Raw genomic sequence first — 16,528 nt, 5'->3', positions numbered from 1 at the left:
GTCGGTCATGAGATTCCAGTACCTCTCGGAGATTCGCGCCTATTGGGAAGCGCTGCGTGACGGGCGTGAGGTTCCGTTCCGGTCTGAGATTGACCCGCGCGGGATCGAACGTGCCCTTGAATATGCCTTTGTTCTGGAACGGATCGCGCCGCAAGTTGCCCGCTTCAGGCTGGCGGGCATGCATCTGAACGACCTGATGGGCATGGAAGTGCGTGGCATGCCGCTGACCGCTCTCTTTACGCCGAAATCACGAACAGAGGTGTCAGACATCCTTCAGGTCGTGTTTGGCGGGCCGAAAACGGCGGAATTGACTCTGAGGGCAGAGACCGGGTTTGGCAAACCCGAGATGCATGCGAAACTCCTGATCCTGCCGCTGAAGAGCGATCTTGGGGATATCAGCCGTGCGTTGGGATGTTTTATGGCCGAGGGTCCGATCGGGCGGGCCCCGCGCCGGTTCGATCTGAACGAATGTACGGTCAGCCCGATTGTCACCTCACCGCAAAAACACCGGTATCCCCTTCGCCATCCGCTTCCAGATGGATTCGCGGAAGCACCGGAGCCCTACTGTGGCGGCATGCCAAGGGTGATACGGAGCCGAGGGCATCTGAAACTGGTGGTGTCGCAGTAACCAAAAAGAAAGGGCGGCCCTGCCGGACCGCCCTTTATCGGATCAGTAACGAGTGACTGCGGCGGGCTACATGCCCGCCGCTTTTTGCATTGCCCGGCGGCCCTGAAGTTCCTCGGCCACGAGGAAGGCCAGTTCCAGCGATTGCGACGCATTGAGGCGCGGGTCGCAGGCCGTGTGATACCGGTCCGACAGATCCTCATCCGTTACAGCGCGGACACCGCCGGTGCACTCGGTCACATCCTTGCCGGTCATCTCGAAATGCACGCCACCAGGGATCGTGCCTTCGGCCTTGTGAACCGCAAAGAACTCATGCACCTCGCGCAGCACGCTCTCGAACGGTCGGGTCTTGTAACCCGAGGCCGCCTTGATCGTATTGCCGTGCATCGGATCGCAGGTCCAGACAACCTTTGCTCCCTCTTCCTCAACGGTCCGGATCAGGCGCGGCAGATGATCGCCGACCTTTCCGGCGCCGAAGCGGGCGATGAGCGTGAGCCGTCCCGCCTCGTTGTCCGGGTTGAGCTTGTTCAGCAGGATCTTCAGGTCGTCAGTGGTCATCGACGGCCCGCATTTCAGGCCGACCGGGTTCTGCACTCCGCGCGCGAACTCGACATGGGCGCCATCGGGCTGCCGGGTGCGGTCGCCGATCCAGATCATGTGGCCCGAGCCTGCGACTGGCAGGCCCGTGGTCGAATCTATGCGGCAAAGCGCCTCTTCGTATTCAAGAAGCAGCGCCTCGTGGCTGGTGTAGAAATCGACCGTCGCCATCGCATGAACGGTGTCTGAGGTAACCCCAGCGGCCGCCATGAAATCCATCGCGTCCTGGATGCGTGTCGCGACTTCGCGGTATTTCTTCGCCTCGTCCTCATCGGTGAACCCTGAGATCCAGCTCTGAACCCGGTGCATGTCCGCGAATCCGCCCGTCGAGAAGGCGCGGAGCAGGTTCAGCGAGGCCGCAGCCTGGGTATAGGCCTGCAACATCCGCGCAGGATCGGGCACACGGGCATCCGCCGTGAAGTCGAAGCCGTTGATGATGTCGCCCCGATAGGATGGCAGTTCGATGCCGCCGATCGTCTCCATCGGGGCCGAGCGCGGTTTGGCGAACTGACCGGCCACGCGACCAATTTTCACGACCGGAAGTTTGGCACCCCAGGTCAGCACGATGGCCATCTGAAGGATGACTTTAAACGTATCGCGGATATTGTCGGCAGAGAATTCCGAGAAGCTTTCGGCGCAGTCGCCGCCCTGCAGCAGGAACGCCCTGCCCTCGGCCACTTCGCCCAACGTCCGCTTGAGCTTTCGCGTCTCTCCCGCGAAAACCAGCGGCGGCATCTTGGCCAGCTGAGCCTCGACCGCCTGCACGGCCGAAAGGTCGGGATAATCCGGCATCTGCACCCGCGGCTTCACGCGCCAATCGGATTTTTTCCAGCCCTTCGACATCTCAACCTCCTCGCAGGCTTTAGCGATAACGGGCGGCTTATACGCGATGCGCACCGACCCTTGCAAACCGATATCCCCGCAAATGCAACTTGCGGGCGGACAAAAAATAGTGCTTTTGTCCGTAAAACGACAGAATGGGGTCGGATAATGGTGGTCGGTCCCACTAAGGGCACAAAAGAAGCTGGTGGAACACCGAAACAAAGAAGGTTTGTATTCGTCCTTCTTGACCAGTTCACCATGCTTTGCTTCGCCTGTGCCATCGAACCTCTGCGCATCGCAAACCGGGTCATGGGCAAGACCGCCTATACGTGGCTTCTGGCTGGCGAGAACGGCTCCGAAGTGCGCTGTTCGAATGGCGCCGCCTTCAAGCTCGACATGGGACTCGAGGAGGTCAACCGCGAGGATACAGTCCTCGTCTGTGGCGGCATCGATGTCCAACTTGCCACCACCAAGGCAGTCGTCAACTGGCTGAGACGCGAGGCGAGGCGTGGCGTCGCTATCGGCGGGCTCTGCACAGCGGCTTATTCGCTGGCCAAGGCCGGGCTTCTAGATGGAAAGCGTGCGACGATTCACTGGGAAAACCAGGATAGTTTTCTTGAGGAATTCGACGAGGTGAAGCTGACCAAGTCGGTTTTCGTCGTAGATGGCAACCGGATCTCCACCGCAGGAGGCACGGCCTCGATCGACCTTATGCTGAAACTCATCGCCGATGATCATGGTGAGGATGTAGCCAACGCCGTGGCCGACCAGCTCATCTACTCCTCTATCCGCACCGACCAGGACACTCAGCGCCTGTCGATCCCGACCCGGATCGGCGTCCGGCATCCGAAGCTTTCGCAGGTCATCCAGATGATGGAGCAGAACATCGAGGACCCGATCAGCCCCGCCGATCTTGCCGAAGATGTCGGCATGTCGACGCGACAGCTTGAACGTCTGTTCCGTCGATACCTGAACCGAAGCCCCAAGCGTTACTACATGGAACTACGTCTGCAGAAAGCCCGCAACCTGCTGATGCAGACCGATATGAGCGTGATCAACGTGGCGCTGGCCTGCGGCTTTGCCAGCCCCTCGCATTTCTCGAAATGCTACCGGGCGCATTATCAGACGACGCCGTACCGCGAACGCGGGTCGCATGGCACATCGGCCATCATTACGCCGCGCCTGTCGTTCTGACTGATCCGTTCGGTAAAATGTGACAAATCACCGGTTTGGGCGGCACTTTGCCAGATCAAAGCGAAGCTTTGCCAGAGCCCGTTCAGAATCGTTGATTTTGCCCGAAAACGCCGCGTAAACCGAAGCCAACCTGACGCCGGGAGTGGCTTTTCTTTTCCGACAGCCCACTCTAACGTGCCGTCAGGACAAAGGTCCAACTATGGGAGTAATGAAATGAAAAAAATCCTGACCGCCACCGCGATCGCCGCGTTGACCGCGGGCGCCGCCGGTGCCGAAGACATCAAGATCGGCACGATCCTTGGTTTCACCGGCCCGCTGGAATCGATCACCCCGGCGATGGGTGCCGGCGCGGAACTGGCGATGAAGGAAGTGACCGACTCGGGCAAGCTGCTGGGTGGGTCCACCGTGACTTCGATCCGTGGCGACTCGACCTGCGTCGACGCCGCTGCTGCAACTGCCGCCGCCGAGCGTTTGGTGACGACCGACAAGGTCTCTGCGATCATGGGGGCCGACTGTTCGGGCGTGACCGGCGCGATCCTTGCAAACGTCGCCGTGCCGAACGGTATCGTGATGATTTCGCCTTCGGCCACTTCGCCCGGCCTTTCGACGGCCGAGGACAACGGTCTGTTCTTCCGTACAGCGCCGTCCGATGCGCGTCAGGGTGAAATTGTTCGTGACATCCTGAAGGAGAAGGGTGTTTCGTCGATTGCCATCACGTACACCAACAACGACTATGGCAAAGGTCTGGCCGAAGCGATCCAGCGCAACTGGGAAGAGGCCGGCGGCACGGTGACCATTTCGTCTGCGCATGAGGACGGCAAGGCGGATTACTCGGCTGAAGTCGGCGCGCTGGCCTCTGCTGGCGGTGACGTGCTGGTGGTTGCGGGCTATGTCGATCAGGGCGGCTCTGGCATTACCCGCGCGGCGCTCGATACCGGCGCATTCTCGACCTTCTATTTCCCCGACGGGATGGTTGGTGAGAAACTTAACGAGAACTTCGGCGCCGAGATCAACGGCTCCTATGGCGCCTATCCGGGCACCGACAGCGCCGGTGCCGGCATCTTCCAGGAAATGGCGGCGGCCGCTGGGTTCGAGGGTACAGGCCCCTTTGCACCGGAAAGCTACGACGCGGCAGCACTGATCATGTTGTCGATGGCGGCAGCAAATTCGTCCAACTCGGCTGATTTCGCCGGCAAGGTCATGGACATCGCCAACGCACCGGGTACCGAGATCTTCCCGGGTGAACTGGGCAAGGCGCTCGACCTGATCGCTGCCGGTGAGGACATTGACTATGTCGGCGCCTCGGCGGTGGAACTGATCGGACCGGGTGAATCGGCTGGCAACTACCGCGAGATCGAGTTCAAGGACGGCAAGTACGAAACCGTCAAGTTCCGCTGATATCAGTGACACGAACAGGCAGCCCGGCACGTCCGGGCTGCTTTTCCATATAAAGAAGAACAACTTCCCGACTGCAACGACGGTCCGGCGAAGATGGGGGAAACGCATGATCATCGTCGAGGATCTGCACAAGCATTTCGGCGGCTTTCAGGCCGTCAGCGGCGCTTCCATGGAGATCGCCAAAGGCTCGATCACCGGGTTGATCGGACCGAACGGGGCCGGGAAATCCACGCTTTTCAACGTCATAGCCGGGGTCTACCAACCGACTTCGGGCAAGGTGATCATGGATGGCGAGGACATCACCGGCCTGCCGCCGCACGACCTCTTTCACAAGGGCCTCCTGCGCACCTTCCAGATCGCGCACGAGTTTTCCTCGATGACAGTGCGCGAGAACCTGATGATGGTACCCGCCGGACAATCGGGCGAGATTTTGTGGAATACCTGGTTCCATCGCGGCCGAATCCGCGAGGAAGAAGCAGAGCTTGCGAAGAAGGCCGATGATGTCCTCGACTTTCTCACGATTTCCCATTTGGCCGATGAACGGGCAGGCAATCTGTCGGGCGGTCAGAAAAAACTTCTCGAACTTGGCCGCACGATGATGGTCGAAGCCAAGATCGTATTCCTAGACGAGGTTGGCGCGGGCGTGAACCGCACGCTCCTGAATACGATCGGCGACGCGATCGTCCGTTTGAACAAGGAACGCGGCTATACGTTCTGCGTGATCGAACACGACATGGATTTCATCGGCCGCCTCTGCGACCCGGTCATCGTCATGGCCGAGGGCAAAGTGCTGGCCAAGGGTTCCGCAGACAGCATCATGCAGAACGAAGCAGTGATCGAGGCCTATCTGGGCCGTGGTCTCAAGAACAAGGTCAAGGCGGAGGCCGGAGCATGAGCAAGACCTCCAACCCCTATCAGGACGACCGCGGCAACAAGGACCGCTCGATCACCAAGGACGGCGGCGGGACGTTGGATCTGCCGAAATCTAAAGGGGCCGCCCGCCCTGCCCCCGGTGGCCCGTTCCTGGCAGCCGAGAACATGACCGGCGGCTATGGTGCTGCAGACATCCTGCATGACTGCACGCTCACGGTCGAAAAAGGCCAGATCGCGGTCATCGTCGGGCCGAACGGCGCGGGCAAGTCGACCGCGATGAAGGCGGTCTTCGGCATGCTGAACCTGCGCGGCGGTCATGTGAAGCTCGACGGTGAGGACATCACCGCGCTATCCCCGCAGGATCGGGTGGCCAAGGGTATGGGGTTCGTGCCGCAGGTCAATAACGTCTTCCCGTCGATGAGCGTTGAAGAAAACCTCGAAATGGGCGCCTTCATCCGCAACGACGACTTCAAGGGCACGATGGAACAGGTTTTTGACCTCTTCCCGATCCTGAAGGACAAGCGCCGCCAACCTGCCGGGGAACTGTCCGGTGGCCAGCGCCAGCAAGTCGCCGTCGGCCGGGCGCTCATGACGAAGCCGAAGCTTCTGATGCTCGACGAGCCGACCGCTGGTGTCTCCCCGATCGTCATGGACGAACTTTTCGACAGGATCATCGAAGTCGCCCGCACCGGCATTTCGATCCTCATGGTCGAACAAAACGCCCGTCAGGCGTTGGAGATCGCCGATATGGGCTATGTTCTGGTGCAGGGTGCCAACCGTTACACGGATACCGGCGAAGCGCTGCTTGCAGACCCGGAGGTGCGGCGGACCTTCTTGGGTGGATAGGTACCCCTGCGGCTGGAACAATTGTACGTGCGAATTGGGCAATGCCCGGGTTTCGACACTGTGTGCATAAGGCGGTTGCAAAGCACTTGATCATATCGACAGCCGAACAGCCTTTTATTGCCGATCGCGTTGCGTCTCTGCCGCATAACTTACGCAGGCAATCTGTATGTGGCGCTATCTGATTGTGGAGTGACATGAACGGAGACCGCGCCTGGCAACGAGAGTATCTGCCTGAGCGATTCTCTTTTTACCCTTTTTTCTAGGGATTCTTCTCTTGGTTGCGTCACGCTGCGCCGGCTCCCCTGAGCAATGATGTTTGAACGCGAACAATCTTGAACCACGCGGCTGAAACGTTCGCTCTTCATGGTTAACCGCGCATTAAGCTCAAGTTCACGACAAATTCCGGACGAATTTCATGATCATATTCATGCCTGACCATGTTCGGTCGTGGAGTGTGTGTAATGAGAGTTCTGGTTTCGACGATTGCCCTGCTACTGCCAACTACGGCCCTGGCAGGCGATCTGGTGTTCAACTGCGGCGCGCCCGACGCCGCCCATCCCGAAATGGTTGCCCAATTGACCAAGTACTATGGCGAAAAACGGGGCCACATCATAGTTGGTGACGATGTGGTGCCTGCTGAGGTCTATTCTGGCCTCGGAACGCTGACTTTCTTGTACATTGGTGAGGGCTATGCACTGCACTATAGCGTTCATCCCCAAAAAGGGACCTATGACTACTCGCGTTCGGGCAGCATGAGTGGTTTTGGTCGCGGGACCTGCAAACAGATCTCAGGTTAGGTCTGTCGCGCGGCCTCGCCATTTGGCGGGGTGAATAGAATGGTGGTGGCACAGTGTTGAACCCGCCCCGGGCTTGGCCCGGTGGCGGGTTCACTTTTTGCAGCGTGGAAAGACGTCTCCGGCCGAGCCGCGATTTCGATTCGGCGAAGTCCAGATCAAAGATTGAGCATAGCGGACGGCCACGTATGCGAATTGTTCGACGGTTCAGCGACCTTTTCGGTTTCGCAACAATGATAGCTGCGTAGCATTGATGGTGCTGGTTTGGGAAACGGCAGCGCAACTCGCTCACGATCCGGACAAAGTCCAGCCTCATTAACCATCTAGAGCCGCCAAGAAACATTTTTGGAGCCTCTCATGAAAGCCCTTGTCATCGCCGCACTGTTGCTGCCGTCCACCAGTTTTGCAGCTGATCTCGTGTTCGACTGCGGCACTCCGGACGAAGCCGCGCCGGAACTTGGCGCGCAGCTCATCAAGTTTGATGGGCAGGATAAAGGTGCAATCAGGATCGGCGGCAGCGAGAAAGAGGCTATGGTTCTTAACGGCCTTAATACGCTGACCTTTCTGCATGTCGGTGACGGTTTCACGATGCAGTACGCGGTTCATACCGAAGAAGGGTTTTACGACTACTCGGCTTCAGGCAGCATGCGCGGCGACAAGCGTGGCGACTGCGTGAAATCGGCCGGTTGAGATTTGAACGGATATCGCCCTCAGTTTTGGAAACAATCTGGCGGCGACGTTCGCGTTGTTCGGCCCAGCGGCCCAATACCCAACCACATACGGATTCTGAACACACTACAGCCGTATTGGGTCACTAGTTGCGGTCGAGTGGATTCGGCAGGAGTGATCAAGTCATGAAGGTTTTCAGTCTTGTCTGGGCAATGGCATTCACACTTCCGTTCAGCGTCAGCGCGAGCGAAATTGCCTTTGACTGCCGGATCGAAAACGCCGGGCCCCCCGAAATGAATGTGAGGCTGACACAACCGGAGGACGCGTCCGTTGGCACGATCGTCTTCGCGGATCAGCGGCTCGAGGCGCTGATCTATGACGGTGACGACAGCAAGACGTTTCTCTTCCTAGGTGACGACTATTCCCTAAACTACACGGTCAACACCTCGACCGGCGGCTATGAGTTCTTTGCGGATGGCAGCCGCGCGGCGGAAGGGACAGGCATTTGCGTAACCGTGAGCGAACCGACCCTGAGCGCTGACGGCTCGTCCATGGGCAGCTGATCCGCCCTGCCCTTTCCGCACCTGTCTTTCCCTGGCGGTCGACATAATCCTACACGGAAGAACGCCTTTAATAATGGGCTTTCCTGCATGCGCTTGCCAATTGCGGTGGGTTGCAGAGACCTGCGGTTGTGGTATTCCAGTATCAAAGAAAGAAGAGGGCGAAATCATCGCCCGGCGAGGGGAGATTCATGGACATTCTGAATGCGCTCGTTGCGCTTTTGAACTTCGTCGTCATCCCGGCGACATCTTATGGCGCACAGCTTGCGCTCGGGGCTCTCGGGGTTACGCTGATCTACGGAATTCTCAGGTTTTCCAATTTCGCCCACGGCGACACGATGGCTTTCGGGACGGGCATGGTGATCCTCTTCACCTGGTGGTTCCAGTCCATGGGCATCCATTTTGGTCCCCTTCCTACCGCCCTACTCGCCCTGCCTTTCGGCATTGCCTTGACCGCGGGGCTGGTGCTGGCGACCGATAAGACGGTTTATCAATTCTACCGCAGGCAAAAAGCCGCGCCGGTGATCCTCGTCATCGTCTCGATGGGCGTCATGTTCGTGATGAACGGGATCACCCGCTTCATCATTGGCGTCGATGAGATCCGTTTTGCCGATGGCGGCCGTTTCCTTGTGAATGCGAACGATTTCAAGAAGTCGACAGGGCTTGCGGAGGGGCTTGCCTTCAAGTCAACACAGGCGCTGACCATCGTAACGGCCGTGGTTGTCGTGGCGCTTCTCTTCTGGTTTCTCAACAAGACCCGCACCGGCAAATCGATGCGCGCCTATTCCGACAACGAGGATCTGGCGCTGTTGTCTGGCATCAACCCCGAGCGTGTCGTGAAAGTCACCTGGATCATTGCCGCCGGTCTCGCGACCATTGCCGGCACGCTCTACGGTCTGGATAAATCCTTTAAGGCTTTCAACTACTTCCAGCTTCTTCTTCCGATTTTTGCCTCGGCAATTGTCGGCGGTCTTGGCAGCCCCATCGGCGCCATCGCGGGCGGGTTCCTGATCGCGTTTTCCGAGGTCGGCTTTACCTATGCCTGGAAGAAGGTTGCGACCTATGTTCTACCGGACAGCCTCGCGCCTGACGGTCTCGCCCAACTTCTCTCGACCGACTACAAGTTCGCGGTGTCCTTCGCGATCCTGATCGTGGTCCTGCTCTTTAAGCCCACGGGCCTCTTCAAGGGGAAAGCGGTATGAACATGCGCAACATCCTTCTTTTCGCTTTCGTCGCCTTCCTCATTGTCTTCGAAGGTATGACCGCCAGTTGGAACACGGCGCTCGGCATCCTCAATATGGGACTGATCTCGGCCATTCTGGCGCTCGGCGTGAACATGCAATGGGGCTATGCGGGGCTCTTCAACGTCGGCATCGTTGGCTTCGTGGCGCTTGGCGGTCTGGCGCCTGTGCTGATCGCCACTCCGCCGGTGACCGAGGTCTGGACCGCTGGTGGCGGGTTTCGCCTGATCCTCGCGTTGCTGATGGGCGTTGCGATCATCGCGCTTGCCATCGCGCTCAATCACCGGCTCAAGGGGCGTCAGCGCGTGTTGGCGCTTTTGGTGACCCTGATCGGTGGCTTCTTCCTGTTCCGGGCAGTCTTTGATCCGGCAGTCGAAGTGGTCGAGGCGTTCAAGCCGGCAACATACTCGAACCTCGGCGGGCTTGGTCTGCCGGTCCTTCTGGCCTGGCCCGTTGGCGGGCTTCTTGCCGCTGGTGCTGCCTGGGTGATTGGCAAAACAGCACTTGGCCTCCGCTCCGACTATCTCGCCATCGCTACGCTTGGCATCGGCGAGATTATTATTGCCGTTATGAAGAACGAGGACTGGCTGGCCCGTGGGGTCAAGAACGTCATCTCCATTCCCCGTCCCGTGCCATACGAGGTCGATCTTCAGAACAGCACGAGCTTCGTCGAACGCGCCGCAAGCTTCGGCACCGACCCGGTGACGGCCTCGACCATCGTGGTGAAGCTGCTTTATGCCGCGCTCTTCACCGTCATCCTGCTCGCGCTCATTTGGGCGTCCGAAAAGGCGCTGAACTCGCCATGGGGCCGGATGATGCGGGCGATCCGCGACAATGAGGTCGCGGCCGAGGCGATGGGCAAGGACGTGACCCGGCGCCACCTGCAGATCTTCATCCTCGGTTCAGCCGTCTGCGGCCTTGCAGGCGCGATGATCGTCACGCTCGACAGCCAGCTGACGCCGGGCACCTACAATCCCCTGCGCTTCACCTTCCTTATCTGGGTCATGGTGATCGTCGGCGGGTCGGGCAACAACTGGGGCGCGGTTCTGGGTGGTTTTCTGATCTGGTTCCTCTGGATCAAGGTCGAACCCTGGGGCAACGGGTTGATGGACTTCATCACCTCTGGCATGGCCGATGGCGCAATCAAGAGCCACCTTCAGGACAGCGCCGCCCATATGCGGCTTCTGACCATGGGGCTGGTATTGCTTCTGGTGCTGCGGTTCAGCCCGCGCGGACTTATTCCGGAGCGCTGAACGCCACGCAGATTAAACCGATTGAGGCCGGGGAAATCCGGCCTCAATCGTTTGGTGACGCGCCATCGCTTTCAAACGACAATTTCTGTCGTTTGCCGACATGCCGCACGGCGTGTTCCGCCGATGATCTGAGAAAATTCCTCGGGAGGCGAAAATGAAGACCCAGGCACAGGTTGTGGTCATCGGCGGTGGCGTTGTCGGATGCTCGGTGCTCTATCACCTGACGAAATACGGCTGGAAGGATGTGATGCTGATCGAAAGATCGACACTCACCTCTGGTTCCACCTGGCACGCAGCCGGTGGTTTCCACACATTGAACGGCGACACCAATATGGCCGCCCTGCAGGGTTATACGATCCAGCTTTACAAAGAACTTGAGAAGATCACCGGCATGTCCTGCGGTCTGCACCATGTCGGCGGTATCACGCTGGCCGACAATCAGGCGCGGTTCGAGATGCTGAAGGCGGAACGCGCAAAGCACCGCTATATGGGACTTCATACCGAACTTTTCGGCCCCGAAGAGATCGAAAAGTACACTGATGGCCTTGTGAATACCAAGGGCATTGTTGGTGCTCTTTATGATCCCCTCGACGGCCATCTTGACCCGTCCGGTACCACCCATGCCTATGCCCGCGCGGCGAAGATGGGCGGTGCGGAGATCGTCGAACACAACCGCGTGCTGGAGACCAATCCCCGCGCGGATGGCACGTGGGACGTGGTAACTGAAAAAGGCACCGTCCACGCTGAACATGTCGTTAACGCCGGTGGCCTCTGGGCGCGTGAAGTGGGCGCGATGGCGGGCGTTTACTTCCCGCTTCTGCCGATGGCGCACCAGTATCTCGTCACCGACGAGATCCCCGAAATCATGGACATCCTGAATTCGGGCCGCGAATTTCCGCATGTCATGGACCCCGGCGGCGAAAGCTATCTGCGTCAGGAAGGCCGCGGCCTCTGCATCGGCTTTTATGAAAAGCCCTGTGAAGGTTGGTCGTTGGATGGCACACCCTGGACTTTCGGGCACGAGCTTCTGCCCGACAACCTCGACAAGATCGAGGATTCCGTGGCCTTCGCGTACAAGCGGTTCCCCGTGCTTGAGAAGGCCGGCGTTAAAAATGTCATCCATGGCCCCTTCACCTTCGCCCCGGACGGCAACCCCCTCATTGGACCAGTGCCGGGTCTCAGGAATTACTGGTCTGCCTGTGCGGTCATGGCGGGCTTCTCTCAGGGCGGCGGCATGGGCAAATCGCTCGCCGAATGGATGATCCACGGCGAAACCGAGGTCGACCCGCGGGGCTTCGACGTCGCCCGCTTCGGCAAGTGGACGACACCAGGCTACACCGTCCCGAAAGTGATCGAGAACTACCAGATGCGGTTTTCGGTCAGCTATCCGAACGAGGAACGCCCCGCCGCCCGGCCCTTCCGCACAACGCCGATGTACGACATCTTCGACGGAATGGGCGCCGTATGGGGCCAGCAATATGGGCTGGAGGTCGTCAACTACTTCGCCCTGCCTGGCGAACCGCGTTATGAAACGCCATCGTTTAAGCGGTCCAACGCATGGGAGGCAACGGCGGCGGAAGTCCGCGCGGTGCGTGAGGCGGTTGGCATTAACGAAGTGCAGAACTTCGGCAAGTTCCGCGTGAAGGGCCCGAATGCCCGCAAATGGCTTGATCGGATCATGGCGGGCGCGATCCCGAAACAGGGCCGACTGTCCCTGACCCCGATGCTAAGCCCCAAAGGCAAGATCATTGGCGATTTTACCGTGACCTGCCTCAGCGAGACCGAATTCCAGATCACCGGCAGTTATGGTGCGCAGGATCAGCATCTGCGCTGGTTTGAGAAGAACCTCGAAGACGGTGTCACGGTCGAAAACGTCTCGGACCGTATGACCGGCTTCCAGATTGCGGGTCCGAACGCGCGGGAACTTCTCTCTCGCGTTACCCGGTCAGACGTCTCGGCGGAGGCGTTCAAATTCATGGACGCGAAGCGCATGACCATCGGCATGGCGGACTGCCTCGTGCAGCGCGTGAGTTACACCGGTGACCTCGGTTATGAAATCTTCACCGATTTCATGAGTCAGCGGTCGCTCTGGCACACGCTCTGGGCTGCCGGTCAGGACCTTGGCCTGCGTCCCTTCGGCATGCGGGCGATGATGTCGCTGCGCCTCGACAAGCTCTTCGGGTCCTGGGCGCGTGAATTCAGCCCCGATTACTTCCCTGGGGAAACCGGCATCGACCGCTTTATCCGCTGGAACAAGGAATCTGACTGGATTGGCAAAGCCCCGGCAACGAAAGAAAAGGCAGCGGGTCCAAAGCGTAAACTGTGCGCCTTCATCGTTGATGCAAAGGATGCCGATGTTGTTGCCTATGAGCCGATCTGGATCGCGGGCAAGGTCGTGGGCTTCTGCACCTCGGGTGGATATTCGCACTGGACTGGGCAATCCGTGGCGCAGGGATTTGTGCCGACGGAAATGGTCCGCTCCGGGCTGGAAGCCGAGATCGAGATCCTCGGTGAAATGCGAAAGGCTCGGCTGGTCGAGGGCCCGCTTTGGGATGCCGATAGCGCAAGAATGCGAGGCTAATATGCCTGTCCGGTTAACGCATTGACCTTGCGTTAACCGGTACTCCCCTCGTAAAAATGTTTGTGCACTTGTTTGGATCAAGTGTTCTTTGAGTTTTTTGGGGGCGACGTCATGCCCGATCTTGCAATTCTCATTCCGGCTGCCGGTGCCTCGCGCAGGATGAGAGGGACAGACAAACTTCTCGAAGTGGTTGATGGCCAGCCGCAGCTGCGTCGTGCCACAAAAATGGCGATGGATACCGGTGCCAAGGTTTTGGTGACCCTGCCTGGTAGCGGCCCATTGCTTCCGGCCCGCCAGTCCGCGTTGTCGGGGCTGCGCGTTGCCCAGATTCTGGTTGATGACTGGCACGACGGAATGGCAGCGAGTCTGCGCGCAGGGGCAGTTCAGGCCGGGCTGGTGGAAGGCCTCATGATTCTGCTTCCCGACATGCCGGGCATTACCCGCGATGATCTCGAAGGTATGATCGCGGCATTCGCGACCGATCCGTCCCGCCCGCTGCGCGCAACAACGCAAGGCGGTCAGGCTGCTGGGCATCCCGTCATCTTCCCGCGTCATCTGATTCAGGAACTTACTGTCCTGACCGGGGATCGGGGGGGGCAAATCGTGCTTGAGGGGGAAGCGATCAGGGCCTACCCGCTTCCCGGAAACCGTGCCATCGAAGATCTGGATACACCGGAAGATTGGGCTGAATGGCGCCAGCGAACGGGACGGTGACGATCAGGCAACAAGTGTAAGCTGCGGTCGAACAGAAATCCCAATACGCGCCGCCGGATAGGCAAGCTGGCCGGCATCGGTGTCCAGTTCCGGGAATATCTTCAGGATTTCCTCACGCTGAGTTGAATGCAACCCCTCCAATGCCGCAGCCTCGGGTAGGAAGCTTTCAGACCAGCATCCGTTGGCCCAGACGATTTCATGCGCATCGAACATGATGTGATAGTAAGTCACGCCGTCCACATCGGCTTGAGCGGCCGTCAGAACCGACATCAAATCAATGGCGGCGGCAAGAATCTCGGTTTCGCCGCCAAGTTCCAAAGCATCGGCGCCGGTAAGAAGCAGCCGATGCTGCGGGCTGACCGTTAGGTCGCGCCGGGGAACGCCGGGAGCTACGGCATTTGCAGAAATGCGTATGGGACGAAGCTCGGGGAACTCGGCAAGGTCCGCCACATCGAACCGGCGCGCGCCGATCCAGCGTATCGGCTGATAGCCGTTGTCTCGCGTCAGAACCCGGTCTCCGACCCGAAGCTGCTCAATTGCGACGGGGCCCCGGTCAGTCGCGATTTCGGTCGCGCCGGTAAAGCAGGGTGTCATAGGTGCTTTTCGTACCGAGCTCACAATCGTTTTTCCACAAACATCCCCAGTTGCGCTGGTTCCGTCGTTCTGTCGTGAGCAAAGCCGCTAGTGGCGTAACCAGTATCTCTGACTCAACAGTTCAACGGCACCCCGCCGTTGGTCGATCTCTTAGGGATCAATTTGGACGCGATTGCGGCGTCGGCGGGGCTTTTTCACACCGCTGCATGAGAAAATAGGAGGCGGAAACGACTGCTCGCCTGTGGAATCAATAATGAGGGCAAACACATAAAATACGCCGTTAAAGATGAGCCGGACCGGCGTTTTATGAATTTGCTCCGCAATAGCGGGGTTTTGCTGTGCGCGAGGGGCGTCTCTACGCCGGATCAGTTCAGAAAGCGGCTGCTGCGACGCGGCGTTTGGCTGGGAAACGTGCCCGGACGGCGGGTCAGCTTGGCGGCGAGTTCCGGGAATATCTCCAGTATCTCGTTGCGCTGCGCGTTGCCAAGGCCGTTTGGATTGTTGTCGGTCGGCTGGAAACTTTCCATCCAGCAGCCATTCGCCATCAGCATCGTGCCCCGGTCACACATGGCGTGGATATAGGCCCCACCGAGGGACGAGACGTTCCGGATCGTTCGGTTATTGATAAGGTGCTTGGCGGCGACCAGCGCTTCATGCGCTTCAAGCCTCAGAACCGTTCGGTCGCCGGGCACCAGCAACCGCTGATTGGGGCTGACAATGACATCGCGTTCGGGCAACCCTTTGCCAAGACTTCCCTTTTCAATCAGAATCGGCCCGAGATGCCCAGCCGACGCAAGTTCGTTGTGATCGAACCGGCGTCGACCTACCCATTGAACTTCCTGCACCCCACGGTCGCGAGTAATGACTCGGTCGCCGGGACGCAGCTCTTCGATTGCGCGTTCGCCTGTTGGTGTGGCAATGAAGGTGCCGGGCGTAAAACTTGGCATTCTTAACTCTTTTACTCTTTCTTCACCCGATGAAGGGTCTCTTGGACTCGTTATGATTGTCGTCAGGGCGGCGCCGGAGACGCCGCCCCTGCCCGAGCAGCCCCTAGAAACGCGACGTGACCTTCTGCGCGTTTCCGCAAGCCGGCCGACGGGTGTTTGAAATGCAGGCAGCCCGAAATCTCATTCGATCAACGGACATGCCTGCGAGGAAGAACAGCAAACTGAAACAAATCATTACAATCAATGCCGGGTCACTCATCACCACCACCACATATTCCATCCTGATACTCGTACGCCTCCAGTCATCAGCGAGATCATCGCCATTTCGGAGGAAGGCCTGTCCGGCACGCTGCCAGAGCTTTGCCGCAGTACCGACCGCCAGTCGTGTTCCCCCAAACACGGCCGACGGACGGTTTCTGCTTTGCCACCACCATCACGCCCCCGACGTGTAAAAAGAGTAGAACCCGGGGCTCGTTGGCGAAAGGATAAATGTCAAAAATGAGGCAAAGCCGACTGACAGCTTCAGGTAAACATCCTCATCGAATGAGAGCCGCGAAGACGGCACTGGTTTGGATTGTATCTACAGGGGAAACGAGCGATGAAGTAACGGAAAAAGATTTAATTAATTGAAATTATTGCAAACTATACTTCACATCGGAAAACATTTGCCGCGTATCGTGCCTGCGGTTGCCATGCGACTGTACTTGAACACGAAACAATGGCGGAAAGCTCGTGCGGTGAAATTTCACAATTACGGCAAAAACGCGGCGCAGACTGTCTCGTTCGGTGCAGCCACCAATAGCCGCATTTTCGAGGCGAT

At 58.8% G+C, this 16,528-nt stretch carries 15 protein-coding genes; 12 read left to right on the top strand and 3 right to left on the bottom strand.

Annotation, left to right across the window (positions count from 1 at the left end; genetic code table 11):
• The first annotated feature begins 7 nt into the window (after positions 1–7).
• Positions 8–628 carry a PAS domain-containing protein gene (locus tag OEZ71_RS00420; RefSeq protein WP_263737957.1) on the top strand — a complete coding sequence of 207 codons (621 nt, stop codon included), beginning with the start codon at positions 8–10 and terminating at the stop codon, positions 626–628.
• A gap of 66 nt (positions 629–694) precedes the next feature.
• Here the strand turns inward: OEZ71_RS00420 and OEZ71_RS00415 are convergent, their stop codons facing one another.
• Positions 695–2,065, bottom strand: a complete 1,371-nt coding sequence (locus tag OEZ71_RS00415; protein WP_263737956.1) for a class II 3-deoxy-7-phosphoheptulonate synthase — start codon at positions 2,063–2,065, stop codon at positions 695–697.
• A gap of 147 nt (positions 2,066–2,212) precedes the next feature.
• On the opposite strand from OEZ71_RS00415, the gene OEZ71_RS00410 reads away from it, so the two are divergent.
• From OEZ71_RS00410 to OEZ71_RS00360, 11 genes are all read left to right on the top strand, one after another.
• The gene (locus OEZ71_RS00410; protein WP_263737955.1) at positions 2,213–3,238 is read left to right on the top strand and encodes a GlxA family transcriptional regulator; all 1,026 of its coding nucleotides are present in this window, start codon (positions 2,213–2,215) and stop codon (positions 3,236–3,238) included.
• A gap of 213 nt (positions 3,239–3,451) precedes the next feature.
• Positions 3,452–4,636 carry an ABC transporter substrate-binding protein gene (locus tag OEZ71_RS00405; RefSeq protein WP_263737954.1) on the top strand — a complete coding sequence of 395 codons (1,185 nt, stop codon included), beginning with the start codon at positions 3,452–3,454 and terminating at the stop codon, positions 4,634–4,636.
• Between the two features lie 106 nt (positions 4,637–4,742).
• The gene (locus OEZ71_RS00400) at positions 4,743–5,531 is read left to right on the top strand and encodes an ABC transporter ATP-binding protein (protein ID WP_263737953.1); all 789 of its coding nucleotides are present in this window, start codon (positions 4,743–4,745) and stop codon (positions 5,529–5,531) included.
• Entirely contained in the window at positions 5,528–6,355 is an 828-nt protein-coding gene (locus OEZ71_RS00395; RefSeq protein WP_263737952.1) for an ABC transporter ATP-binding protein, read from the top strand. The genes OEZ71_RS00400 and OEZ71_RS00395 overlap by 4 nt, the downstream gene beginning before the upstream one ends.
• 461 nt (positions 6,356–6,816) lie before the next feature.
• The gene (locus OEZ71_RS00390) at positions 6,817–7,152 is read left to right on the top strand and encodes a hypothetical protein (RefSeq protein WP_263737951.1); all 336 of its coding nucleotides are present in this window, start codon (positions 6,817–6,819) and stop codon (positions 7,150–7,152) included.
• A 354-nt stretch (positions 7,153–7,506) separates the two neighbouring features.
• Positions 7,507–7,839 (top strand): hypothetical protein, encoded by a 333-nt coding sequence (locus OEZ71_RS00385; protein ID WP_263737950.1) that lies wholly within the window; start codon positions 7,507–7,509, stop codon positions 7,837–7,839.
• A gap of 191 nt (positions 7,840–8,030) precedes the next feature.
• The gene (locus OEZ71_RS00380; protein ID WP_263737949.1) at positions 8,031–8,381 is read left to right on the top strand and encodes a hypothetical protein; all 351 of its coding nucleotides are present in this window, start codon (positions 8,031–8,033) and stop codon (positions 8,379–8,381) included.
• 188 nt (positions 8,382–8,569) lie between these two features.
• Positions 8,570–9,580, top strand: coding sequence for a branched-chain amino acid ABC transporter permease (locus OEZ71_RS00375; protein ID WP_263737948.1), 1,011 nt, complete (start codon positions 8,570–8,572; stop codon positions 9,578–9,580).
• Positions 9,577–10,872 carry a branched-chain amino acid ABC transporter permease gene (locus OEZ71_RS00370; protein ID WP_263737947.1) on the top strand — a complete coding sequence of 432 codons (1,296 nt, stop codon included), beginning with the start codon at positions 9,577–9,579 and terminating at the stop codon, positions 10,870–10,872. The genes OEZ71_RS00375 and OEZ71_RS00370 overlap by 4 nt, the downstream gene beginning before the upstream one ends.
• A gap of 154 nt (positions 10,873–11,026) precedes the next feature.
• Positions 11,027–13,453 (top strand): GcvT family protein, encoded by a 2,427-nt coding sequence (locus OEZ71_RS00365; RefSeq protein ID WP_263737946.1) that lies wholly within the window; start codon positions 11,027–11,029, stop codon positions 13,451–13,453.
• Positions 13,454–13,534: 81 nt separating this feature from the next.
• The gene (locus OEZ71_RS00360) at positions 13,535–14,167 is read left to right on the top strand and encodes a nucleotidyltransferase family protein (RefSeq protein ID WP_318527805.1); all 633 of its coding nucleotides are present in this window, start codon (positions 13,535–13,537) and stop codon (positions 14,165–14,167) included.
• Between the two features lie 3 nt (positions 14,168–14,170).
• Here OEZ71_RS00360 and OEZ71_RS00355 read toward each other — a convergent pair whose 3' ends face one another.
• Entirely contained in the window at positions 14,171–14,761 is a 591-nt protein-coding gene (locus tag OEZ71_RS00355) for a Hint domain-containing protein (protein ID WP_263737945.1), read from the bottom strand.
• A gap of 365 nt (positions 14,762–15,126) precedes the next feature.
• On the bottom strand, positions 15,127–15,708 hold the full coding sequence (locus OEZ71_RS00350) for a Hint domain-containing protein (RefSeq protein ID WP_263737944.1): 582 nt from the start codon (positions 15,706–15,708) through the stop codon (positions 15,127–15,129).
• Positions 15,709–16,528: the final 820 nt, after the last annotated feature.

This window comes from Albidovulum litorale, assembly GCF_025751495.1.
GTDB lineage: Bacteria > Pseudomonadota > Alphaproteobacteria > Rhodobacterales > Rhodobacteraceae > Albidovulum > Albidovulum litorale.
This window is presented reverse-complemented; position numbering and strand designations above follow the sequence as displayed.

What these genes read in the sequence shown, in the direction of transcription:
- OEZ71_RS00390 (WP_263737951.1), top strand. Translation starts at nt 6,817, where the DNA reads ATGAGAGTTCTGGTTTCGACGATTGCCCTGCTACTGCCAACTACGGCC.
- OEZ71_RS00385 (WP_263737950.1), top strand. Translation starts at nt 7,507, where the DNA reads ATGAAAGCCCTTGTCATCGCCGCACTGTTGCTGCCGTCCACCAGTTTT.
- OEZ71_RS00410 (WP_263737955.1), top strand. Translation starts at nt 2,213, where the DNA reads ATGGTGGTCGGTCCCACTAAGGGCACAAAAGAAGCTGGTGGAACACCG.
- OEZ71_RS00380 (WP_263737949.1), top strand. Translation starts at nt 8,031, where the DNA reads ATGGCATTCACACTTCCGTTCAGCGTCAGCGCGAGCGAAATTGCCTTT.
- OEZ71_RS00355 (WP_263737945.1), bottom strand. Translation starts at nt 14,761, where the DNA reads ATGACACCCTGCTTTACCGGCGCGACCGAAATCGCGACTGACCGGGGC.
- OEZ71_RS00370 (WP_263737947.1), top strand. Translation starts at nt 9,577, where the DNA reads ATGAACATGCGCAACATCCTTCTTTTCGCTTTCGTCGCCTTCCTCATT.
- OEZ71_RS00365 (WP_263737946.1), top strand. Translation starts at nt 11,027, where the DNA reads ATGAAGACCCAGGCACAGGTTGTGGTCATCGGCGGTGGCGTTGTCGGA.
- OEZ71_RS00375 (WP_263737948.1), top strand. Translation starts at nt 8,570, where the DNA reads ATGGACATTCTGAATGCGCTCGTTGCGCTTTTGAACTTCGTCGTCATC.
- OEZ71_RS00350 (WP_263737944.1), bottom strand. Translation starts at nt 15,708, where the DNA reads ATGCCAAGTTTTACGCCCGGCACCTTCATTGCCACACCAACAGGCGAA.
- OEZ71_RS00420 (WP_263737957.1), top strand. Translation starts at nt 8, where the DNA reads ATGAGATTCCAGTACCTCTCGGAGATTCGCGCCTATTGGGAAGCGCTG.
- OEZ71_RS00395 (WP_263737952.1), top strand. Translation starts at nt 5,528, where the DNA reads ATGAGCAAGACCTCCAACCCCTATCAGGACGACCGCGGCAACAAGGAC.
- OEZ71_RS00415 (WP_263737956.1), bottom strand. Translation starts at nt 2,065, where the DNA reads ATGTCGAAGGGCTGGAAAAAATCCGATTGGCGCGTGAAGCCGCGGGTG.
- OEZ71_RS00400 (WP_263737953.1), top strand. Translation starts at nt 4,743, where the DNA reads ATGATCATCGTCGAGGATCTGCACAAGCATTTCGGCGGCTTTCAGGCC.
- OEZ71_RS00405 (WP_263737954.1), top strand. Translation starts at nt 3,452, where the DNA reads ATGAAAAAAATCCTGACCGCCACCGCGATCGCCGCGTTGACCGCGGGC.